17 protein-coding genes are annotated in these 21420 nt (G+C 73.4%); 6 read left to right on the top strand and 11 right to left on the bottom strand.

What is annotated here, in order from left to right; genetic code table 11:
* Positions 1–86: 86 nt before the first annotated feature.
* The 5 genes from ABT048_RS32230 to pdxH form a co-directional block, all read right to left on the bottom strand.
* Positions 87–1274, bottom strand: a complete 1188-nt coding sequence (locus ABT048_RS32230) for an FxsB family cyclophane-forming radical SAM/SPASM peptide maturase (protein ID WP_350525103.1) — start codon at positions 1272–1274, stop codon at positions 87–89.
* 43 nt (positions 1275–1317) lie between these two features.
* The gene (gene fxsT / locus ABT048_RS32235; RefSeq protein WP_350525104.1) at positions 1318–5331 is read right to left on the bottom strand and encodes an FxSxx-COOH system tetratricopeptide repeat protein; all 4014 of its coding nucleotides are present in this window, start codon (positions 5329–5331) and stop codon (positions 1318–1320) included.
* A complete protein-coding gene (locus ABT048_RS32240; RefSeq protein ID WP_350525105.1) occupies positions 5321–6709 on the bottom strand; it encodes a TIR-like protein FxsC in 1389 nt (462 codons plus the stop codon). Before ABT048_RS32240 ends, fxsT begins: the two co-directional genes overlap by 11 nt.
* A 294-nt stretch (positions 6710–7003) precedes the next feature.
* The gene (gene fxsA / locus ABT048_RS32245; RefSeq protein ID WP_350525106.1) at positions 7004–7195 is read right to left on the bottom strand and encodes an FxSxx-COOH cyclophane-containing RiPP peptide; all 192 of its coding nucleotides are present in this window, start codon (positions 7193–7195) and stop codon (positions 7004–7006) included.
* 177 nt (positions 7196–7372) lie between these two features.
* A complete protein-coding gene (pdxH, locus tag ABT048_RS32250; RefSeq protein WP_350525176.1) occupies positions 7373–8005 on the bottom strand; it encodes a pyridoxamine 5'-phosphate oxidase in 633 nt (210 codons plus the stop codon).
* 418 nt (positions 8006–8423) lie between these two features.
* Between pdxH and ABT048_RS32255 the strand changes: the two genes are divergently transcribed.
* On the top strand, positions 8424–9524 hold the full coding sequence (locus tag ABT048_RS32255; protein WP_350525107.1) for a citrate synthase 2: 1101 nt from the start codon (positions 8424–8426) through the stop codon (positions 9522–9524).
* A gap of 150 nt (positions 9525–9674) precedes the next feature.
* Positions 9675–10793, top strand: a complete 1119-nt coding sequence (gene serC / locus ABT048_RS32260) for a phosphoserine transaminase (protein WP_350525108.1) — start codon at positions 9675–9677, stop codon at positions 10791–10793.
* Positions 10794–11006: 213 nt separating this feature from the next.
* On the opposite strand, the gene thpR is transcribed toward serC, so the two are convergent.
* The gene (thpR, locus tag ABT048_RS32265; RefSeq protein ID WP_350525109.1) at positions 11007–11597 is read right to left on the bottom strand and encodes an RNA 2',3'-cyclic phosphodiesterase; all 591 of its coding nucleotides are present in this window, start codon (positions 11595–11597) and stop codon (positions 11007–11009) included.
* A 150-nt stretch (positions 11598–11747) separates the two neighbouring features.
* Between thpR and ABT048_RS32270 the strand changes: the two genes are divergently transcribed.
* On the top strand, positions 11748–12284 hold the full coding sequence (locus tag ABT048_RS32270; protein ID WP_350525110.1) for a GNAT family N-acetyltransferase: 537 nt from the start codon (positions 11748–11750) through the stop codon (positions 12282–12284).
* Positions 12285–12374: 90 nt separating this feature from the next.
* Here ABT048_RS32270 and ABT048_RS32275 read toward each other — a convergent pair whose 3' ends face one another.
* Positions 12375–13664 (bottom strand): MFS transporter, encoded by a 1290-nt coding sequence (locus ABT048_RS32275; RefSeq protein WP_350525177.1) that lies wholly within the window; start codon positions 13662–13664, stop codon positions 12375–12377.
* Between the two features lie 368 nt (positions 13665–14032).
* Positions 14033–14467, bottom strand: a complete 435-nt coding sequence (locus ABT048_RS32280; protein WP_030235202.1) for a MarR family winged helix-turn-helix transcriptional regulator — start codon at positions 14465–14467, stop codon at positions 14033–14035.
* Between the two features lie 125 nt (positions 14468–14592).
* Here ABT048_RS32280 and ABT048_RS32285 point away from each other — a divergent pair, with 125 nt between their 5' ends.
* On the top strand, positions 14593–15042 hold the full coding sequence (locus ABT048_RS32285) for a VOC family protein (RefSeq protein WP_350525111.1): 450 nt from the start codon (positions 14593–14595) through the stop codon (positions 15040–15042).
* 305 nt (positions 15043–15347) lie between these two features.
* The gene (locus ABT048_RS32290; RefSeq protein WP_350525112.1) at positions 15348–16178 is read left to right on the top strand and encodes an MHYT domain-containing protein; all 831 of its coding nucleotides are present in this window, start codon (positions 15348–15350) and stop codon (positions 16176–16178) included.
* Positions 16179–16260: 82 nt separating this feature from the next.
* On the opposite strand, the gene ABT048_RS32295 is transcribed toward ABT048_RS32290, so the two are convergent.
* The 3 genes from ABT048_RS32295 to ABT048_RS32305 all read right to left on the bottom strand — a co-directional run bounded on the left by ABT048_RS32295 (position 16261) and on the right by ABT048_RS32305 (position 20872).
* Positions 16261–17973: a hydrogenase maturation protein gene (locus tag ABT048_RS32295; protein WP_350525113.1), complete on the bottom strand. Its 1713-nt coding sequence runs from the start codon at positions 17971–17973 to the stop codon at positions 16261–16263.
* Between the two features lie 259 nt (positions 17974–18232).
* Positions 18233–19156: a DUF4231 domain-containing protein gene (locus ABT048_RS32300; RefSeq protein ID WP_350525114.1), complete on the bottom strand. Its 924-nt coding sequence runs from the start codon at positions 19154–19156 to the stop codon at positions 18233–18235.
* A 255-nt stretch (positions 19157–19411) separates the two neighbouring features.
* Complete coding sequence (locus ABT048_RS32305; RefSeq protein WP_350525115.1) at positions 19412–20872, bottom strand: NCS2 family permease; 1461 nt, start codon at positions 20870–20872, stop codon at positions 19412–19414.
* 227 nt (positions 20873–21099) lie between these two features.
* Between ABT048_RS32305 and ABT048_RS32310 the strand changes: the two genes are divergently transcribed.
* Positions 21100–21411 (top strand): DUF2530 domain-containing protein, encoded by a 312-nt coding sequence (locus ABT048_RS32310; protein WP_350525116.1) that lies wholly within the window; start codon positions 21100–21102, stop codon positions 21409–21411.
* Positions 21412–21420: the final 9 nt, after the last annotated feature.

A 21420-nucleotide genomic window follows, 5' to 3' on the forward strand; every position in this document is an offset into this window, starting at 1 on the left:
CATGTCTTAAAATCATCCAGCCCCCGGAGCGGCCACCCCCGGAGCCGACCCCGTCCGTCCACCCCACCCTCCCGAAAGCCCACCCCCTACCGAGCCCCGCGCAGCGGACCCCCCACCTCGGCAACCCCCTCCCGCAACCGCCCCGCAATGTGCCGGACCAACCGGTCCAGGTCCGCGCAGTACACCGACGGATGCCCGAACCCGTCACCCGCCCACCGGTGCGCATACAGCCCGCCCCCGCAGACCCGCGCCAGCGGACAGCCCGCGCAGACCGCCCCGAGCCCGGCGAGGCCGCGCTGGCGGGCCCGGAAGGCCGGGTGCGCGGCCGCCTCCGTGAAGCCGTGCCGCCACACGTCCAGGCCGGTCGCCGGGGCGCCGTCGTAGGCCGCCTTGAGGCTGTCCGCCTGCTCGACGGTGCCGTCCGCCTCGACCACCACCAGGTCGACCGGCGCCAGCCCGACCGCCTCGCTGGCCGCGCGGCCGCCGAGCAGCAGCACCGCCAACTCCTCGAACAGCCGCACCCCGGTCTCCCGTCGCGGCGCGCCGTACCAGCGGTCGAAGGCCGCGATCAGCCACTGCCCGTACGGCGCCGGCTCCGCACCCGTCGGGGGTGCGCCGGGCGGTGTCCGCGCCTGCAGCCCGGGCGGGGGCGCGAGCCAGGTCCCGTGCGGCAGCAGCAGGTCGAGCCGGGGCGGCGCGAACTCCAGCAGCGCCTCGTAGGTGTCGACCGGGTCCGCCGTCAGGTCGACGACGCACAGCAGCCCGGCGAACAGCTCCCGGTGCCGGGGCGAGCCGAGCAGCCGCACCGCCTCCGCGGTCCGGTCCCAACTGCCCGCGCCGGACGGCAGCCGGCGGTGCCGGTCGTGGTCGGCCCGGGTGCCGTCCAGGGACACCCCGACCGAGACCCGGTACCGGTGCAGCACGTCGAGCAGCGCCGGCTCGTCCAGCAGCCGCAGCCCGTTGGTCTGCAGGCCGAACCGCACCCGCGGCCCGCCGGCCCCCGCGATGCCGCTCAACTCCGCGAGCAGTGCCGCCAGGTGGCCGGCGCCGACGAGCAGCGGCTCGCCGCCGTGCAGCACCACGGACACCTCGTCCAGCCCGTGCTCGGCCGCGTGCTCGGCGATCCGCCGGGCGGTGCGGCGGACCGTCGCCAGCTCCATCCGCCGGGGGCGCCGCCGCCAGCTCTGGTCCGCGCCCTCGTACACGTAGCAGTAGTCGCAGGCGAGGTTGCACCGGCTGTGGATCTTCAGCAGGAACTGCCGGAACGGCACCATGTCCGCGAACCTAGCACCGCCCGGGGGCCCCGCTGACCCACCGTCACACGTGCGGGGGTTCCACGTCCGAGTCCAGCCGCGACCCGGCCCGCACCGCCACCGTCGTCGGGTGCTCCTCCCCCAGCGTGACCCGCGCCCGCCGGATGCAGTCCTTCCGCAGCTCCTCGGCCCGTTCCGTGTGCCCGACGGTGGCCAGTGACAGCGAGAGGTTGGAGTTGATGCCGATGGAGTCGTAGTGGTCGGGCCCGAGGGCCTCGGTCATCAGCGGCGCGGCCTCCAGTTCCACGTCGAGCGCGGCCTGTGTCTGCCCGGCCAGGGCGAGGTCGTTCGCGTGGTTCATCATCGCGATCGGGATGTAGAGGTGGTGGGCGCCGAGGACGGTCCGGAACTGTGCGAGCGTGCGCCCGGACAGCTCCAGGGCCTCCTGGGTGCGTCCGGCCAGCCGCAGGTAGACGGACAGGTTGTTGGCGCCGGCCAGCGTCACCGGGTGGTCCTCGCCCAGGTAGTCGCGGTACCGCGCCAGCGCCCGTTCGGCCAGCGGGATCGCCCGGGTGGTGTCGCCGAGGGCGTTGAGGTCGCTGGCCAGGTTGGTGGCGGCGGCCAGGGTGTCGGGGTGCTCGGCGCCGTTGATGTCCAGGTAGCGCTGGTAGATGTCCTCGTCGATCTCCAGGGCCTCGTGGTACCGGCCGGCCCGGCGCAGTGCCACGGCGAGGTTCTTGCGGGCGCGCAGGGTGTCGGTGTGGCTGTCGCCGATGGTCTGCTGGTAGATCCGGACGGTCTCCTCCAGCAGGTCCAGGGCCTCCCGCAGCCGCCCGGTCTCGCGCAGGTCGCGGGCGTAGTTGGAGGCGGAGGACAGCGCGTAGAGGCTGTGCGCGCCGAGCGCGTCGCGCTGCTGGAGGTAGTTGCTGCGGTGCCGCTCCAGGGCGGCCCGGCGGTCGCCGGCCAGGTAGTCGGAGACGGCGAGGTTGTTGGTGATCATCAGGGTGCGCGGGTGGTCCGGGCCCAGGGTGCGCCGGGCGGCGTCCAGGGTGCGGCGGTCGAGCGCTCGGGCCTCGTCGTAGCGGCCGAGGAAGCGCAGGTCGGCGCCGAGGCTGTTGGCGACGGCGAGGGTGTGCGAGTGCTCGGGGCCGAGGGTCGCGGTGAAGCGCTCCAGGATGTCCCGGTCCATCTCGTACGCCTCCTGGAGGGCGCCCTGGGAGCGGCGGATGTTGCTCAGCTGGGTGCGCAGCATGAGGGTCTGGGCGTCGTTGTCGACGTCGAAGTCGGGCCCGCCGTAGCCGTCCTGGCGCCAGTGCTCCAGGGTCCGCTCGGCCAGTTCCCGGCCGGACTCGTGCAGGCTGCGCTTCCACTGGTAGCGGACCGAGTCGATGATCCACTGCCGGACGTCCTCGTCGGCGCTGTCGACGGCCCCGGACGGCCAGAGGTGGGGCAGCAGTTCGGCGTACTCGGCCCAGTTGGCGGGCACGTCCGGGTCGCCGGGGTTGGCGGTGGCGAGCGCGGCGTGGACGACGCCGCGCAGCTCGGCCCGCCGCTCCTCCTCGACCTGGTCCCGGAGCACGGCCTGGACCAGTCGGTGCACGGTGATGGTCTCGCTGCCCTGGTCGGTGCGGGCGAGCCCGAACCGGTTGATGGCGCGCAGGAACTCGCCGATCGCGAGCTTGTCGCGGGGCGCGCGCGGGGGCAACCGCAGGGCGCGGGTGACGGCGCGGCTGTAGAGCAGCCGCATGGGGATGGCGTCGGGGCCGAAGAAGGCGCAGATCTCCAGGATCTGGGCGGCCGGGGCGTTCATCCGGCGGAGTTCCTCGACCGAGATGCGCCAGGTCGCGGCGGCCGAGTGCGGGTAGTCGGCGGTCCGCAGCCGGGTGCGCTCCAGCATCTCGGTGAGCTCCTCGTCGAGGAGTTCGAGGTAGGTGGCGATCGGCATCGACGTCTCCTGGAGCCAGACGGCGGCCTGGCCGACGGCGAGCGGGAGGTCGCCGAGGCGCTGCGCGACCTGGTCGGCGTCCTCCGGCGAGACGCCGCTGTTGAAGCGGCGCAGCAGCCGGACGCTCTCCTCGCGGAGGAAGACGTCGACCTCCACCAGGCCGGCGTGCCGGGCCCAGCCCTGGTTGCGGGAGGTGATCAGCACGTGCCCGCCGGAGGAGCCGGCCGGCTGCCAGGGGGCGAGCTCCTCGGGGGTGCCGGCGTTGTCGAAGACGAGCAGCCAGCGGCGGTACGGCTGGCCGCGGCGCAGCGCGTCGAGGACGGCGGCGGCGGTGTGCGCGACGTCGTCGCTGGTGGGCACGCCGAGCCGGGGGGCGAGTTCGGCGAGCTTCTGCGGGATGTTGGCGGGCTCCTCGGCGGGCACCCACCAGACCACGTCGTACGCGGCCTTGAAGCGGTGCGCGTACTCGGCCGCGATCTGGGACTTGCCCGCGCCGCCGAAGCCGTAGAGCACCTGGCTGAGCACGGCGGCCGGGCCGCCGGTGAAGCGGTTGCGGAGCAGTTCGAGCAGCTTGCCGCGGCCGATGAAGGCGGCGTTGCGCGACGGCGCGTCCTGGACTTGCGGGGCGGTGCCGGGGAACCGCGCGGGCGCGATGATCTCGCCGCTGTCGGTGTCGAGTTGGCGGTTGCTGCCGGGCGGCGGGCCGAGTTCGCCGTACAGCTGGGACTCGGCGCCCGCCGCGGAGGAGCGGACCAGGTCCGGCGCGGACTGCCCGGCGAACGGGCGGGGCACCGGCTCGTCCGAGTCCTGCAGCCGCAGCGCGACCAATGCCGGTGAGCCGGAGGCGAGTTCGCGGCCCTGCAGGAGCTGCCAGACCTCGGCGGCGCGGGGCAGCGCGGTGTACTCGGGCGAGAGCAGGGCGAGCAGCCGGCCCTGGCCTTCGAGCGGCCCGGCGACCTCCGGCGGCCGGGGGCCGGTGTGCGGCTCGGCGGCGTTGTGCAGGGAGGTCTGGTAGCCGAAGCGGGTGAGGGTCCCCGCGGCCCACTCGGCCCACATCCGGTCCTCGGGCGCGTAGCTGACGAAGACCTGCCGCGGCACCACGCGGGCGGAGCGCAGGTAGGCGCCGTAGAGCCGGCGGCGGGTGTCGGCGGTGAGCGGGCGCAGGGTGCGGACCCGCCCGTCGGTGATCCAACCGGCCAGTCGTTCGAAGGCGTTGAGCAGGCTGCGGGCCTCCTGCGGCCGGTCGGCGACGGTGGCCGGCACCTCCTCGTAGGCGTAGAACGGCTTGTACGGCACCTCGACGTCGGCCCAGTAGCCGGCCCGGCGGTCGCCGGAGAGCCAGCGGCCGAGGTAGGGCGCGAAGGCCTCACGGGCGTAGTCCCGGCCGGCCTCCAGGCGTTCCTGTTCGGCGTCCTCGACCCGCATCGGCACCGGCAGCACCCGGATCGCCCGTTCCTCGGCCTCGGCGATGGCACGGGCGGCGTCGACGCCGCCGCGGATGTTCTGGGCGCTGAAAGTGAAGCAGTCCACGACGGTGTCGGGCATCAGGACGGTGCAGATGCCGGAGGTGTCGCTGACGCCGGTACGGCTGTCGATGAGCACGTAGTCGTACCGGCGGGCCCAGCGTTCGCGCAGTTCGCGCAGGAACTCGCCGCCGCGGATGTCCCGGCCGTGGTAGAAGCTGCGCCAGTTGAAGCTGGTGACGGCCGCGGCGTAGGCGGCGTTCTGCCGGCCGGCGGGCAGGAAGTCGAGCCGGCCGCCCGGCGGCAGGTCGAGGGCGAGGCCGCAGAGGTAGCCGTCGAGGCGCCCGGGCTCGTCCAGCCAGGCGGCCGGGGGGAGGCCGACCGGCCCGGTGGCGGAGGGCAGCGCCTGCTTCACGTAGGAGCGCAGCAGGTCGATCAGGCCGTCGGTGGAGTGCAGTTCGGGGTCCACCAGGAGCGGGTGGTAGTACCGGTGGAGGCCGGGTGCCTCCAGGTCCCAGTCGACGACCAGGACGCGCAGGCCCCGGCTGGCGAGGATCCAGCCGACGTTGGCCAGGGCCATGGTGCGGCCGGTGCCGCCCTTGAAGGAGTAGAACGTGACGACCGAACCCGGTCCGCCGCGCTCCAGCTCTGCGCCGGGCTCAGTGGTCATCGTCCGTGTCTCCCCTCAGCGGGACAGCGTTGTCCTTGCCACGACTCTGGTGCGGGAGGTCCCTGCGGCCCTGGTTCCGGTCGAAGCGCGCGGGCGGGACCGGGCGGGGCCCCGGCGGGCCGGCGGGGATGGACAACCCGGGCATGGCCGGGCCGCCGCCGAAGCCGAAGGCGTCACCGCCATCGTCCCCCCAATCCAAGTTGTCGTCCATGAGCTTGTTCTGGGCGACCGTCACCATGATGGTGAGGTCGTTGTCGAAGCTCTCCCGGCTCACGTTGACCCGGAACAAGTGCTCCATGTCGCCCCGGCGCAGCCAGTTGCGCCGGAACACGTCGCGCACGCCCGTCCACAGCACGTCGCGCTCCGGCCCGTCGGCCGGGTCGGAGCTGCCGGTGGGCACCATCACGCCGGTGACGGGGTGGTTCTGGTCGTCGTACTCGCGCAGCGCGGAGCGGTAGCGCGGGCCGCCGGCCACCCACGGGTCCACCAGGAGGATGCTGACCTGGCTGTCCTCGCGGGCCTGGTCGAGTTTCCCGCCGAGCCCGCCGTCGACCTCCTCCAGCGTGGTGGTGTGCCCGGCGGCGGTGATCACCTGCTGGGCGCGCGCCGCCAGCGAGGGGTGGGTCGGCGGATGGTAGGGCGCCCAGTGCCAGGGCTTGGCCCCGTACCAGCCACCCGCGTACGAGCCGCCCTCGGCGGCGGCCTCCGAGGCCCGCCCGGCCGCGATGAACAGCCGCACCATGCCGGGGACGGAGACCGCCTCGGGAGCCGCGGGGGGCGGGAAGTAGCCGCGCACCGCGCCGAGGTCGAACTCGGGCAGCTCGCCGAGCCGGCGCGCGGCCGCGTCCCGGATCCGCTCGGCGACCACCCGCACGACCTGCTCGTACGCCCCGCTCTGCGCGGTGCGCAGCAGGGCCCGCAGGCCGTGCCGGGCGTAGGCCTCGCCCATGTCCGGCTGGGCCCACTGGATCTTGTTCACCTCGTCGGCCAACTCGCCGGGCACGACGGGCTCCCAGAGCACCGGGATCAGCGCCGAGACGAGCTCCCCGGTGTCCTCGTGGTGGCGCCGGACCCGGCCGCGGAAGGCGGTCCACTCCTTGCCGCAGTAGAGGCTGGTGAAGTACGCCGGCGAGTAGAGCGCGATCATGGTGCGGCTGCGGCCCAGCATCATCGCCAGCTTCTCGGCCCAGTCGTCGCCGAGCCGCAGCTGCTCGGTGTCGCGGTAGGCGAGCTCCTCCGCGCGGACGCCCGTCCCGACCAGCCGGCCGAGTTCGTCGCGCAGGTCGTTGAAGAACTGGTTGACGAAGGCGTCCTCGGCCTCGAAGTCACGACGCGCGTAGCTGAAGAAGAAGTACGGCCGTTGCTGGTCCTGCTCCATCACCTGTTCCCCCCGTGCCCGACGGTGCCGCGACGGCGCTGGTTTCATACCCCAGCATGTCGTGAACTCCACCAGTGGCGCTGGCGAGTTGGCGGATCCAGCGGCCGAGGGGGGTTTAGCCGGTGGTCAGGCGCACGCCCGCAGCCGGGAGCGCTCCGGCGCCCGGGGGCGCACCGGCGGGAGCGCGGGCGCGCAGAAGGGATCACCGGCGCCGGACGGGGCACGCGGGCGCCGGGGCCGCGCCACCGGGCCCCGACTGCCGGGCCACCGGCCGAGCGGCCACCGGTCGAGCAGCTACCGGTCGAGCGACGACTGGAAGGCGGCGAGCGGCTCCGCCCCGGGCGTCAGGGCGTCCGCGACCACCCGGCGCAGCAGGTCGCCCAGGACGGTGTCGGGGAGGGCGTCGAGCTCGTCGAGCGGCAGGGCGGCGACGTCGACCAGGTCAGAGCCGAGTCCAGCGGCGGTTTCCGCACCGGTGACGCCCATCAGTCCCTCACTCGATCGTGCCGGCACAGCGCGTTGCTGGCCGGATGTACATCGACCCAGGTCCGCGTCGGGCATCCTACACCCGAGGTGTGACGGGGTGTCAGTTGTCCGCCACCGCCGCGCCCGGGCCGACCCGGTCGGCCCAGGGGGCGCGCGCAGCGCTCGCGCCCGCCGCCCTCACGGGCAGAGCCGCTCCACCCGCCAGCCCGTCGGGCTCGCCGGGTCGGCGAGGTAGCGGAGGCGGTCGTGGAGGCGGTTCTCGCGTCCCTGCCAGAACTCGACGCTCTCCGGGACGACCCGGTACCCGCCCCAGAAGGGCGGGACGGGCACACCCTCGCCCTCGGGGTAGCGGCGCTCCAGTTCGGCGTAGCGCTGTTCGAGGACCTCGCGACCGCCGACGGGGCTGGACTGCTCGCTGGCCCAGGCGCCCAGCTGGGAGCCGTGCGGGCGGGTGCGGAAGTAGGCGGCGGTCTCGTCCCGGCCGACCTTCTCCACCCGGCCCTGGACGATCACCTGGCGGGCCAGCGCGATCCACGGGAAGAGCAGCGCGGCGTGCGGGTTGGCGGCGAGTTCGGAGCCCTTGCGGGAGCCGTAGTTGGTGAAGAACACGAAGCCGCGCGCGTCGTAGCCCTTGAGCAGGACGGTGCGCGAGCTGGGCCGCCCCGCGGCGTCGGCGGTGGAGAGCACCATCGCGTTGGGCTCGGTCACCCCGGCGTCGTCCGCCTCGTGGAACCAGCGGGTGAACTGGCCGATCGGCTCGGGCGCGAGCTGCTCCTCGACCAGGCCCTCGTGGACGTAGTGCTTGCGCATCACGGTGAGGTCCGGGCCGGGGCGGGCCTCGTCGGCCGGGGTCCGGGTGACGGGGCTCGGGGGCGTCGACTGGGCGCGTTCCGGGGTCTGCACGCCAACATCATCCCGTACGACAAGCAACCGGCACCGCTACCTCCGGACAAACCCCGGTCGGAGATAAGGTGACTCGCCACCGCTTGGCCGCCCGTCGTACGGGGAATTGTCCGGAACCGGGTGTTCGGTTCCGGTCGTCTCCCGGGCACGACCGACCCTCGACGGAAAAGTCAAGCGGGCCCGCGGCAAACATCACCACGGTGGTGTATGGCGCAATGCACCCCGTGCCTGTCACTCTGGCACCGAGTGCCAACCACGATTCGGTCACTGGTGTGCCCGCCCCACCACGGCGGGGCGCCGATCGCAGAACTGAAGGAGCCGTCGCATGTCCGATTTCGTACCCGGGCTTGAGGGAGTCGTCGCGTTCGAGAGCGAGATCGCCGAGCCCGACCGTGAAGGCGGCGCCCTGCGGTACCGCGGTGTCGACATCGACGACCTGGTCGGCAACGTCTCCTTCGGCCACGTGTGGGGCCTACTGGTGGACGGCAAGTTCAACCCCGGCCTCCCGGCCGCCGAGCCGTTCCCGATCCCGGTCCACTCCGGCGACATCCGGGTCGACGTGCAGTCCGCGCTCGCCATGCTCGCCCCGGTCTGGGGCCTCAAGCCGCTGCTGGACATCTCCGCCGAGCAGGCCCGCGACGACCTCGCCCGCGCCGCCGTGATGGCACTGTCCTACGTCGCCCAGTCCGCCCGCGGCCAGGGCCTGCCGATGGTCCCGCAGAGCGAGATCGACAAGGCCGAGACGGTCGTCGAGCGGTTCATGATCCGCTGGCGCGGCGAGCCGGACCCGAAGCACGTCAAGGCCGTCGACGCCTACTGGACCTCGGCCGCCGAGCACGGCATGAACGCCTCCACCTTCACCGCCCGGGTCATCGCCTCCACCGGCGCCGACGTCGCGGCCGCGCTCTCCGGTGCGGTCGGCGCGATGTCCGGCCCGCTGCACGGCGGCGCGCCCTCCCGCGTGCTCGGCATGATCGAGGAGATCGAGCGCACCGGCGACGCCACCGCGTGGGTCAAGAACGCCCTGGACAAGGGCGAGCGCCTGATGGGCTTCGGCCACCGCGTCTACCGCGCCGAGGACCCGCGCGCCCGCGTGCTGCGCCGCACCGCCAAGGAGCTCGGCGCGCCGCGCTTCGAGGTCGCCGAGGCGCTGGAGAAGGCCGCGCTGGAGGAGCTGCACAACCGCCGCCCGGACCGCGTGCTGGCCACCAACGTCGAGTTCTGGGCCGCCATCATGCTGGACTTCGCCGAGGTCCCGGCCCACATGTTCACCTCGATGTTCACCTGCGCCCGTACCGCCGGCTGGTCGGCGCACATCCTGGAGCAGAAGCGCACGGGTCGGCTCGTGCGCCCCTCCGCGCGCTACGTCGGCCCCGGCCCGCGCCGCCCCGAGGAGATCGAGGGCTGGGACGCGATCGCCCGCTGACCACCCCGGACGAGTGTCCGCGCACGGCCCCTGACCAGCGGGTCCGGCTTCCGGCCGGGCCCGCTGTCGGCATCCCGGGCAGCGAAGATCACAGTCTCAGCGGGCGGACGACCGTACCCCCGCGGAGCCCGCCGCCGGTAGGCTGCGCGCGTGGCTCAGATCCAGATCCCCGCTGACATCAAGCCCGCAGACGGCCGTTTCGGCTGCGGACCGTCCAAGGTGCGCCCCGAGGCCCTCAGTGCCCTCGCCGCCACCCAGACCTCCCTGCTCGGCACCTCCCACCGCCAGGCCCCGGTCAAGAACCTGGTCAAGCGCGTGCGCGAGGGCGTGAGCAGCCTCTTCTCGCTGCCGGAGGACTACCAGGTCGTCCTCGGCAACGGCGGCTCCACCGCCTTCTGGGACATCGCCGCCTTCGGCCTGGTGCGGGAGAAGTCCCAGCACCTGGACTTCGGCGAGTTCTCCTCGAAGTTCGGCTCCTCGGTCAAGGCGGCCCCGTGGCTCGCCGAGCCGAGCGTGATCAAGACCGCCCCGGGCACCCACCCGCTGCCGGTCGCCGAGGCCGGCGTGGACGTCTACGGACTCACCCACAACGAGACCTCGACCGGCGTCGCGATGCCGATCAAGCGCCCGGCCGGCGCCGACGAGGGCTCGCTGGTCCTGGTGGACGCCACCTCGGGCGCCGGCGGCCTGCCGGTGGACATCACCGAGACCGACGTCTACTACTTCGCCCCGCAGAAGTCCTTCGCCTCCGAGGGCGGCCTGTGGCTGGCCACCTTCTCCCCGGCCGCCCTGGAGCGCGCCGCCGAGATCGCCGCCTCCGGCCGCTACATCCCGCCGTTCTTCTCGCTGCCGACGGCCATCGACAACTCGTCGAAGGACCAGACGTACAACACCCCGTCGATCTCCACGCTGTTCCTGCTGGCCGACCAGCTGGAGTGGCTGAACGGCAACGGCGGGCTCGACTGGGCCGTCGCCCGCACCGCCGACTCCTCGTCCCGGCTGTACTCCTGGGCCGAGAAGTCCTCCTTCGCCACCCCGTTCGTGGCGAACCCGGCCGAGCGCTCCCAGGTGGTCGGCACCATCGACTTCGACGAGTCGGTGGACGCCGCCGCGGTCGCCAAGGCACTGCGTGCCAACGGCATCGTGGACACCGAGCCGTACCGCAAGCTGGGCCGCAACCAGCTGCGCATCGCGATGTTCCCGGCGATCGACCCGGCGGACGTCGAGGCGCTCACCCAGTGCATCGACTACGTGGTCGAGCAGCTCTGAGCACCCGCTGAGGCATGCGTGAGGGCCACCGCCCACCCGGGCGGTGGCCCTCACGGCCGTTCCGGCCTACCTGCCGGCCAGTGAGCTGATCAGCACGACGACCAGCAGCAGCACCAGGGTGCCGGAGACGATGCGCATACGAGTCTTGGGATCCACGGTCAACGAGCGTACCTCCGTCGCACGCCCGACCGGACGGCGAGGCCGCCCGGGGCCTCAGCACCAGTCCGCGAGGGGCCAGGAACCCAGCGACTCGTAGTGCGCGGAACCGCCGTCCAGGTCGCTCTTCATCAGGTGCAGCTCGGCGGCCTCCCACTCCGGCCCGCGGTAGTCCGCCAGCGCCGCCGCCAGGCCGTCCAGCTCGGCCCCGGCGACCCGCTGGACGGCCCGCCGGTGGCCGCGCGAGGAGCCCGCCCGGGCGAGCGTGAGGTGCGGGTGGAAGGCGAAGGTGTCGGCCGACTGCCCGACCACCTCGGCGGTGGCCTCGGTGACGGCGTCGGCCAGCCGGCGCAGCGCCCAGGTCTGCCCCTCGATGCCGGCCCAGAGCACGCGGTCCCCGAACCGCCCGGCGCCCGCGATCCGCAGCCGGTGCACCGGGTGGAGCTCGGCGACGCCGGCCAGGCCCGCCGACAGCGCCGGCAGCCACTCGGCGGGCACCTCGCCGAGGAAGGCCAGGGTCAGGTGCCAGCCCTCGGCCGTGGTCCAGCGCAGCCGGTCCGCCCCGGGCAGCCCGCGCACCGGCGCGACGGCGTCGGAGAGCCCCTGCAGTGCCGCGACCGGCGGGAGCACCGCCACGAAAAGCCTCATGCCGCCATTCTCCCGTTCCGCGCGGGCCGGCGCGTGGGCGCGTTCCGGCGGCGCGGGGCCCCGGCCCGCCCGCGGGCTGCCGGAACGGACCCCCGGCGCGGGCCCCGGCCGGGGCTTCCGGCGCCCGCGGCTTTGGGCTAGAACGGTTCCATGATCGATTCCAGTGGCATGAAGATCCGCACCGGAGGTCCGGAGGACATCCCCGACATCCTCGCCCTGCTCGACGGCGCCGTGGCCTGGCTGGCCGCCCGGGGCCGCACCGGCCAGTGGGGCGACCAGCCGTTCAGCACCACGCCCACCCGGGTCGAGCACATCGAGCAGTACGGCCGCGAGCCGTTCCTGATCCGCCTCGCCGTCGACGACGAGGGCCGTACGGTCGGCTCGTGCGTGCTCTCCGAGGTGCGCGGTACGTACATCCCCGCGGTGGACGAGCGCGAGCTGTTCGTCCGCAACCTGGTCACCGACCGCACCCGCAAGGGCTCGGGCATCGGTGCCGCGCTGATCGCCGACGCCGTCGAGGAGGCCCGCCGGCGCGGCATCGGCCTGCTGCGGGTGGACTGCTACGGCGGCGGCGACCGCAGGCTGGTCGCGCAGTACCGGGCGCTCGGCTTCACCAAGACCGAGAGCTTCGAGGTCGAGCAGCCGAACGGCGTCTGGCACGGCCAGGTCCTCGCCATCCGGCTCTGACCCGACGAGTCCGGCTCCGACGCCACGAACCCCCGGGGGCTCTCGCCCTCGGGGGTTCGTGGCGCATCGGACGACGTGCCCGACGACGCGTCAGCAGGCCGCAGCCAGCTCCGACTTGCGTGCCACACCGGTCCGCGGCACGACGGCCACCACCCGGCCGCCGCGCCCCGGGTGCAGGTCGAAGCGCACCCGCAGGTCCGCGCTGCGGGCCAGCACCAGGCCGACCGTCGCGGCCGCCAGCGCGGACACCAGCCCGCAGGCCAGCAGGCCGAGCCGGGGCCCGTACGAGGCGGTCACCCAGCCGACGATCGGGGCGCCGATCGGCGTGCCGCCGGTGAAGACCAGCACCAGCAGGCCCATCACCCGGCCGCGCATCTCGGGGTCGGTGGCCAGCTGCAGCGTGGAGTTGACCGAGGTGTTGAAGCTCAGCCCGAACACCCCGATCAGCATCAGCAGCAGCGCGAAGGTCCAGTAGTCGGGCGCGAAGGCCGCGACCACCTCCAGCGCGCCGAAGGCCAGGGCCGCCCCGACCAGCCGCCGCAGTCTCGGCGCGCCCCGACGGGCGGCGAGCAGCGCGCCGGCCAGCGAGCCGACCGCCATCGCGGTGTTCAGCAGGCCGTACTGGCCTGCGCCGACCTTGAAGGTGTCGTATGCGAAGCCGGAGAGCAGCGTCGGGAAGTTGAAGCCGAAGGTCCCGATGAACCCGGCCAGCACCATCGGCCAGAGCAGTTCGGGCCGCTCCTTCACGTACCGCAGGCCCTCGCGCAGCTGCCCCTTCTCGCGGGCGATCGGCTCGGTCGGGCGCAGTTCGCTCTCGCGCATCGCGAGCAGCCCGCCGATCACGGCGGCGAAGGACAGCGCGTTGACGGCGAAGGCCCAGCCGCTGCCGACCGCGGCGATCAGCAGACCCGCGACGGCGGGGCCGACCAGGCGGGCGGTCTGGAAGTTGGCGGCGTTCAGGCTGACGGCGTTGGCGAGGTCCTTGGGCCCGACCATCTCGGAGACGAAGGCCTGCCGGGTCGGGTTGTCCACCACGGTGACCAGGCCGAGCAGCAGCGCGAAGGCGTACACGTAGTACGGCGTCACCACGCCGCCGATGGTCAGCACGGCGAGGCCGGCGGCCAGCAGGCCCATCGCGCCCTGGGTGTGGATCAGCAGCCGGCGCTTGGGCATCCGGTCGGCGAGCACGCCGCCGAACAGGCCGAGCAGCAGCATCGGCAGGAACTGCATGGCGGTGGTGATGCCGACCGCGAGCGGGCTGCCGGTGAGGCTCAGCACCAGCCAGTCCTGGGCGATCCGCTGCATCCAGGTACCGGTGTTGGACACCACCTGGCCGGCGAAGTAGTAGCGGTAGTTGCGAACGCGCAGGGAGGAGAACATCCCCCCGGGCCTGGTGAAGCCGGCGCCTGTGGGGGACGAGGCCGCAGGGGTGCGGCCCTGAGCGGCGGGGTCCGCCGCGGTGCGTTCGTCGGGGTCGTCGTCGCCGCTGCCGGGCAGCCCCGTGGGGGCGGGTGCCTGGGCGTCGGCTGCCGCGGCGCTCGCCGCGGAGGGGTCGGTGGTCGGGTCGTCGGTACGGATGGCGGCGGCGCTGGCTGCGGCCGGCGGTGTCACTGTGGTCTCCCCTCGCGGCGCGACGGCCATGGCGGTGGCCGTCGCGCTCCTGGTGTCGGTGGTCGGTCCTGCGGTGATGCGGGCTCCTTCTCCTCCCGGCCGGCGAGCCGGGTTCGGTGTGCCTTGAGGTGTTCGAGCTACAGGTGGGCGAGCTTGTAGAGCACGGGCGCGGCCTCCCGGAGGACGGCCCACTCCTCCTCGTCGAGCCCTTGGGCGAGCTCGGCGAGCCAGACGTTTCGGCGCCGACGACTCTCCGCGAGGATCGTCTCGGCCTGCTCGGTGCTGCTGACGACCACCTGTCGGCGGTCCTCGGGGTGCGGCTCCCGCCGCACCAGCCCCTTCTCCTCCAGCATCGCGACGATCCTGGTCATCGAAGGAGGCTGCACGTGCTCCTTCCGGGCGAGCTCACCCGGCGTCGCCTTTCCGCACCGGGCGAGGGTGCCCAGCACTCCCATCTCGGTGGGACTCAGCGACTCCTCCACCCGCTGGTGTTTGAGTCGTCGGGAGAGGCGCATCGTGGACGACCGCAGCTGACTGATCGCTGCGAGGTCCTGCTCGGACATCTCGGGCATCTCTTTAGACTACGTCATTACCCTCGCTAAAGAAAATCGGGTTCCCGCCGCCGCGCCGGAGCATCGGCCCGGTGACATATTGGTCATGGGCCTCAGGTCTCGACTCCCAGAAGGGCCGACCAGTCATGTCCGACCTCGTCTCCGAGCAGTCCGCGCCGTCCTCGCAGGCCACGCCGTCCGCGTCGGCCGAGCAGGGCGCACCGGGCGACACCGGGTTCGCCCGGCTCGCCATGGTCACCATCGACTGCGCCGACCCGGTCGCGCTGGCGTCGTTCTACGGCGAGCTGCTGGGCTGGGAGACGCGGCACGTGGACGAGCACTTCGCGATCCTGGACAACCCGGAGGGCGGCAGCCCGCTGGGCTTCGGGCGGGTGCAGGGGTACCGGCCGGAGCCGTGGACGGAGCCGGACGGGAGCAAGCACTTCCACCTGGACTTCTACGTGGACGACCTGGAGGAGTCCACCGCGAAGGCGCTCGCGCTCGGGGCGACCCAGCCCGCGTACCAGCACGGGCGCACGCTCAAGGTGCTGATCGACCCGGCCGGCCACCCGTTCGGGCTAGCACCCTTGGAGTAAGGCACGAACGGGTCCGGGGAGCGTGCGCAGGCGGTGTCAGGGGTTGGTGCCAAGATCATGCAGGCGCCGTAAAGGTCCATCCTGACCTGGGATTTCACGAAAAGCACGAACGTTGTGCGAGCGCCCGGCAGTGGCTACTGTCCCCCGTTGTCAGGGGCACCACACGCCAGGTCTCCCCTCGGCGGACCCCGTTTCCCCGTTCCCGTGCGTCCCCGTGCCGGTTTCCGCGCGCCCTTCCCGGCCGCCCCGGCCGACCGCGTCCGCCCCGACCCTGGCGCCCTCAACCCCTCGTCCAGGGAGCTCAATTGGGTGAGATCCACCATGCCGACCACGGCTGGGTGACACCGGCGGTCTCGTACTTCGTCGCCTGCCTCGGGGCCTTCGTGGCCCTGCGCAGCGCCCGCTGGGCGCTCGTCTCGAAGGGCCGCACCCGGGCCGTCTGGCTGCTCTTCGCGTCGACCTCACTCGGCGCCGGGATCTGGTCCATGCACTTCATCGCGATGCTCGGCTTCTCGGTGACCGGCGTCGAGATCAGCTACCAGCCCGGACTGACCGTACTCAGCCTGCTGGTCGCCGTCCTCGTGGTCGGCGTCGGCCTCTTCACCGTCGGGTACTGGCGCCGACGGCCCGCGCTGGCGCTGCTGGTCGGCGGGCTGACCACCGGCCTCGGGGTCGCCGCGATGCACTACCTGGGCATGGCCGCGATGGTCCTGCCCGGCCGGCTCGGCTACGACCACCGGACGGTGGCGCTCTCGGTCGCCATCGCCGTGGTCGCGGCGACGGCCGCGCTCTGGGCCGCCCTGAACATCCGGGGCACGCTCGCCGTGCTGGCGGCGGCGCCGGTGATGGGCGTGGCGGTCTGCGCGATGCACTACACGGGCATGGCGGCGCTGTCGGTCCAGGTGGACTTCTCGCACTCCACCCAGGACGGCGTGATGGCGCTGCAGTTCATCTTCCCGCTCGGGGTCGGGCTCGGCTGCTACGTGTTCTTCGGCTCGCTGGCCTTCGCCGTCTCCCCGAGCCGCCCCACCTCGCAGCCCCTGCTGGCCGGCCCGGCCGCCCCGCTGCCGCCGCGGGCGACCCGGACTCGCCGGGTACCGCAGCAGCGGCCCGCCGGGGCCGGCGTCCGGCGCTGAGCGCGGGCGGGATCACGAACGGACGCCCGGCCGGGGCCCCACCCCGGCCGGGCGTCGTCGTACGGCTACGACGCCGGAACGGCTACTCCGGCCGCCCCAGCAGCCCCGCCACGTGCTCCGGGGTCGCCACCGGGCAGACCTTGTGCACGAAGTCCTGCCGCAGCCGGTGGTACGGCTCGCCGGCCCGGTAGAAGTTGGCGTGCATCCGCCGCAGCTCCTCGGCCCGGTACTCGGCGAGCGGCTTGGTGTCCTCGTCGGCGGCGCGCCGGCGCTTCTTGTCCACCAACCGCCCGGTGAGCTCGGGCGAGGCGGCGATCCGGGCCGCCTCCCGGGCCACCCAGCGGCGGAAGCCCGCCGCGTCCCCGCCGGCCGTACGGTCCACCAGGCCGATCCGGCGGGCGTGCTCGGCCCCGAGCGGCAGCGCCTCGGCGGTGAGCCGCTCGGCCTGCTCGGCGCCGACCCGGTTCGGCAGGGTGTACGTCCAGTACTCGGAGCCGTACAGGCCCATCAGGCGGTAGTGCGGGTTGAGCACCGCCGAGTCGCGGCACCACACCTCGTCCGCGGCGAGCGCCATCATCAGCCCGCCGGCCGCCGCGTTCCCGGCGAGGGCCGCGACGGTGACCTTGTCGGTGGTGGTGAGGACGGCCTCGACGAGGTCGTCCATCGCGTTGATGTTCTCCCAGGACTCCAGCGCCGGGAAGGCCGCGCCCTGGATGACGTTGAGCTGGATCCCGTTGGAGTAGAAGTCCCGGGGCGCGCCGAGCACCAGCACCGAGGTGGGCCGGTCGGCCGCCTCCCGGTAGGCGGCCAGCAGCCGGCGGCACTGCTCGGTGCTCATCGCCCCGCCCGGGAAGGCGAATTCGAGGTGGCCGACCTCGCCCTCCTCGCGGTAGCGCAGCTCCGACCAGGTGTCGCGGCGGGCCGCCGCCGCCGGGCTCACCGGCACCTCGCGGACCCGGTACAGCTCGTCGGTGAGCACCGTCGCGGCCGGCAGCTTGAAGGTGGCGGGCCCGCCGGGGGTGCGGCGCGGGCGCAGCTGCGGGATCCACACCGCGCCGTCCACGGTGGCCCGGCAGATCGCGCCGTCCCGGGTGGCCAGCACGGCGCCGGGCACCGGGCCGCGCAGCTCGTCCTCGGGGTGGCCGCCGTGCAGGAAGAACTCGCGGCCGTACAGCTCGTCCAGCACCCCGGGCTGGGAGTCGGCGGCGCGCAGCTTGCGCAGCACGGTGGCGGTGTCGTCCTGCTCCCAGTCGATCCGGCGCGCGTCCTGCCGCAGGAGGGGCCGCGGCTCGCCGTGCACGTCGGGCCGGCCGTAGTCCAGCGGTTCGGGGGTGAAGAGCCCGCCCTCGTAGCGCTGGACGGCCAGCAGGACGGCCTCCACGGCGGCGTCGGCGAGCTCGCCGCGGTACAGCTCGCTCTTGCCGCAGTCGGGGACGGGGAAGTCGACGGACGCCCAGATGTCACCGGCGTCCATCTCCTCGACGGCCTGCAGCACGGTGACGCCCCAGCGCTCCGCGCCCTCGGTGATCGCCCAGTCCAGCGAGGAGGGGCCGCGGTCGCCGGTGGGCCCCGGGTGCACGATCAGGACGGTCCGGGTGGACCAGATGTCCTGCGGGACGGCCTTGGTCAGCATCGGGCACAGGATCAGCTCGGGATCGGTCCGGGCCACCCCCTCCCGCATCTGCTCGTCGCCGAGCGCGAGTTGGACGGCGACCTGGTGGCCGCGCTCGCGCAGCTCGGTGTGGACGCGCTGGGTCAGGCTGTTGAACGCACTGGCGATCAGGAGAATGCGCAAGGGGGGCCTCCGGCGGTACAGGGGTCGCGCGGAGGCGATGAAACCAGGGCATGGACACGTAACGATTACGGTCCGTACCTCGGCGCTCTACCCTCACGCACCCCGCACACCTGTGGTCCCGGCGTGGCCCGCGCTTCGCGGTATCTCCCCAGTCCCTTCTCCGAGTTGGACTGGCGCGCACCCCGCCGGCAGGGCATCGCCGGGCCCACCGCGGGCCCGGCCCGCGCCTGCGCCCGGCGGGGCCCGGCCCACGCCCGGCCTACTTCGGGAACGCCCGGCGGGCCCGCCAGGTGGTGTGCTCGCGGGAGACCGCGTCCTCCGCCTCGGCCGCCAGCCGCGCCCAGCGCGCCTCGGCGTCCGGCGCCCGGACGTCCAGGTCCGAGAGCTGGTTGCCGACGTTCTCCAGCTCGCGCGCGGCCAGCTGGTACGCGGCGGCGAGCGGGCGGAGCTGCTTGAGCTGCGTCCAGGCGATGATCGCCGCGGCCGCGGCCGAGCTCGCTCCGAAGACGTGCACCTGCAGCGCGCCGGTGGCCTGGGCGATGGCGGCGGCCGCACCGAGGATGATCAGCACCGCGATGCCGAGCCCCCAGGAGACCGCCTGCGAGTCGCAGGCCTCGGCCCGGGAGCGGTACCAGGTGCGCTGCCCCTCGACCCGGGTGCGCAGGTAGAACGTGCGCCGGGCGGTCAGGCTCTCGGCGCGCAGCCGCCGCATCTCCGGGGTGATCTCGGCGACGGTGTCGGGCGGCACGATCTCCGGGTCCTCGAAGGCCCGCAGCACGTCCTCGACCTGCAGCAGGTACCCGCGGTCCACGTCCGCGGACTCCGCCTCGCCGTCGAACGGGCGGGCCCGGACGGTGTACTTCCAGGCCAGCGTCTTGACCGACTCGGCCGCCGCCCTGGCCTCGTACCAGCGCCCCTGCGGGTTGCTGCGGCGCAGCCGGGACCAGAAGTAGCCGGCCACCAGGAAGGCGGCCACCGAGAACAGCGGCCAGACGTCGAAGTCGCCGTCGTGGTCCGGGCCGGGGAACGACCCGATCATCGCGGCGATCACCAGCATGGCGATCAGGCCGCGGTACCAGCGCAGCGTCTCGCGCTGGCCGTCCAGCGAGGCCTTGTCCGCCGTCCGGAACAGCTCCGGCAGCAGCTGCGCCTCGACACCCCCGGGCGGATCCTGTTGCACCATCGGTCGAGTCCCCTCCCCCTTCTCCGTCCAGCCAGTATTCCCACCGCCAACTGGGCTACACGGGCGCCTTTTTGACACCTTCCGACAGTCGGCCGATACCCGACCTCCGGGTCGCGCGCGCACCGACCCGCCCGCGGAACCGATACGGCCGCCCGCGGAACGGATGCGCCTTGCCCTCGGACGGGCACGGCCCGGCCCCGGAACGGGCGCGGCCCCGCACCCGGGTGGGTGCGGGGCCGCGCGGGCCGGTCGGCGTCAGAGCAGGCCGAAGGCCGGCATCAGGTAGTAGAAGGCGAACACCGCCGCCACCGCGTACAGCGGGGCCGGCACGCTGCGGCCGCGGCCGACGGCCAGGCGCAGGATGCAGAAGGTGATGAAGCCGAAGCCGATGCCGTTGGTGATGCTGTAGGTGAACGGCATCATGATCATGGTCAGGAAGGCCGGGATCGCGATCGTGTAGTCGGCCCAGTCGATCTCCTTGACCGAGTTGGCCAGGATCAGGAAGCCGACGGTGACCAGCGCCGGGGTGGCGGCCTGGGCGGGGACCATGGTGGCGAGCGGGGTGAGGAAGAGCGCCACCACGAAGAGCAGGCCGGTGACGATCGAGGCGAAGCCGGTGCGGGCGCCCTCGCCGACGCCGGCGGTGGACTCGACGAAGCAGGTGTTGGCGGAGGCGGAGGTGGCACCGCCGGCCGCGGTGGCGATGCCGTCGACCATGAGGATCCGGTTGATGCCGGGCAGGTCGCCCTTCTCGTCCAGCAGGTGGGCCTCGTCGGCGACGCCGAGGATGGTGCCCATCGCGTCGAAGAAGCACGACATCAGCACGGTGAAGACGAACAGCACGCCGGTCAGCACGCCGACCTTCTCGAAGCCGCCGAACAGGCTCACCTTGCCGACCAGCCCGAAGTCCGGGGCGGCGACCGGGTTGCCCGGCCAGGTCGGGACGGTGAGGCCCCACTTCATCGCCGGGACGTCGGCCACCTTGTCGATCACCAGGGCGAGCACGGTGGAGGCCGCGATGCTGATCAGGATCGCGCCGGGCACCTTGCGGATCACCAGGATCAGGGTGAGCAGCAGGCCGACGACGAAGACCAGCACCGGGAAGCCGAGCAGGTGCCCGTTGCCCCCGAGCTGCAGCGGGACGGTGGTGTGCGCGGCGTCCGGGACGCGGCTGACGAAGCCGGAGTCGACCAGGCCGACCAGGCTGATGAACAGGCCGATGCCGATCGCGATGGCCTTGCGCAGACCGAGCGGGACGGCGTTCATGACCCGCTCGCGCAGACCGGTGGCGACCAGCAGCATGATCGCGAAGCCGGCCAGCACGACCATGCCCATGGCGTCCGGCCAGGTCATCTTCGGGGCCAGCTGGAGCGCCACGATGGTGTTGACGCCGAGGCCGGCGGCCAGGCCGATCGGGACGTTGCCGATCACGCCCATCAGCAGGGTGGTGAGACCCGCGGTGAGGGCGGTGGCGGTGACCAGCTGGGCGCTGTCCAGGTGGGCCCCGGTCACGTCCGTGGCGCTGGCCAGGATGATCGGGTTGAGCACCAGGATGTACGCCATGGTGAAGAAGGTGGCGACACCACCGCGGATCTCGCGCGGCAGGGTGGAGCCGCGCTCGCTGATCCGGAAGTAGCGGTCGACCGCGCCGGTGGGGGGCTGGGGCGCGGCGTCGGCGGGTTCGGGCGACTCGGTGGTCGGCTGGACCACAGGCATGCGTGCGTCCTCTGTGGGGGAGCTGAGGAGGGGGGTGACGCCCGGGGCGACGGTGGCCGGGCTGAGACCTTTAAGTATGGTTTCCAGGTCGCACACGCGCTATCTTCGCGCGTAGAGCGCGGGCAGGGCCTGGGTAGGGCGCGGGCAGGGCCCGGGTAGGGCACAGCCGGGCCCGCGGGGAGCCTCCACGACGGCGGCCGGCCCCCGCCGCACCGTACGCTTGCCCCATGCCCAAGACGCCGCTGCACCCCTCGCCCCCTCCGCTGGAGGCCAACGACGTCGCGATCGTCGGCGGCGGCACGGTGCTGTGGTTCGTCGCCTTCCTCGCCCTGCTCCCCTTCCAGGGCACGCTCTCCGAGCACGGCCACGGCACCTGGCCCTGGATCTGCCTGTCCGGCGGACTGCTCGGCCTGATCGGCCTCTGGTACTGCCGCGCCCGGCGGGACGCGATCGCCCGCAGCCGCGCCGCCGGGGCGGCCGGCACCACCGAACGCGCGACGGACGGCAACGGTCAGGACCCGGCCACCCGGTCGGACTGAATAGTCCTT

The organism is Kitasatospora sp. NPDC096140 (genome assembly GCF_040303045.1).
GTDB lineage: Bacteria > Actinomycetota > Actinomycetes > Streptomycetales > Streptomycetaceae > Kitasatospora.

Coding starts and splice junctions, on each gene's coding strand:
- ABT048_RS32230 (WP_350525103.1), bottom strand. CDS start 1,274: ATGGTGCCGTTCCGGCAGTTCCTGCTGAAGATCCACAGCCGGTGCAAC.
- fxsT (WP_350525104.1), bottom strand. CDS start 5,331: ATGACCACTGAGCCCGGCGCAGAGCTGGAGCGCGGCGGACCGGGTTCG.
- ABT048_RS32240 (WP_350525105.1), bottom strand. CDS start 6,709: ATGGAGCAGGACCAGCAACGGCCGTACTTCTTCTTCAGCTACGCGCGT.
- fxsA (WP_350525106.1), bottom strand. CDS start 7,195: ATGGGCGTCACCGGTGCGGAAACCGCCGCTGGACTCGGCTCTGACCTG.
- pdxH (WP_350525176.1), bottom strand. CDS start 8,005: ATGCGCAAGCACTACGTCCACGAGGGCCTGGTCGAGGAGCAGCTCGCG.
- ABT048_RS32255 (WP_350525107.1), top strand. CDS start 8,424: ATGTCCGATTTCGTACCCGGGCTTGAGGGAGTCGTCGCGTTCGAGAGC.
- thpR (WP_350525109.1), bottom strand. CDS start 11,597: ATGAGGCTTTTCGTGGCGGTGCTCCCGCCGGTCGCGGCACTGCAGGGG.
- ABT048_RS32270 (WP_350525110.1), top strand. CDS start 11,748: ATGATCGATTCCAGTGGCATGAAGATCCGCACCGGAGGTCCGGAGGAC.
- ABT048_RS32275 (WP_350525177.1), bottom strand. CDS start 13,664: ATGTTCTCCTCCCTGCGCGTTCGCAACTACCGCTACTACTTCGCCGGC.
- ABT048_RS32280 (WP_030235202.1), bottom strand. CDS start 14,467: ATGCCCGAGATGTCCGAGCAGGACCTCGCAGCGATCAGTCAGCTGCGG.
- ABT048_RS32285 (WP_350525111.1), top strand. CDS start 14,593: ATGTCCGACCTCGTCTCCGAGCAGTCCGCGCCGTCCTCGCAGGCCACG.
- ABT048_RS32300 (WP_350525114.1), bottom strand. CDS start 19,156: ATGGTGCAACAGGATCCGCCCGGGGGTGTCGAGGCGCAGCTGCTGCCG.
- ABT048_RS32305 (WP_350525115.1), bottom strand. CDS start 20,872: ATGCCTGTGGTCCAGCCGACCACCGAGTCGCCCGAACCCGCCGACGCC.
- ABT048_RS32310 (WP_350525116.1), top strand. CDS start 21,100: ATGCCCAAGACGCCGCTGCACCCCTCGCCCCCTCCGCTGGAGGCCAAC.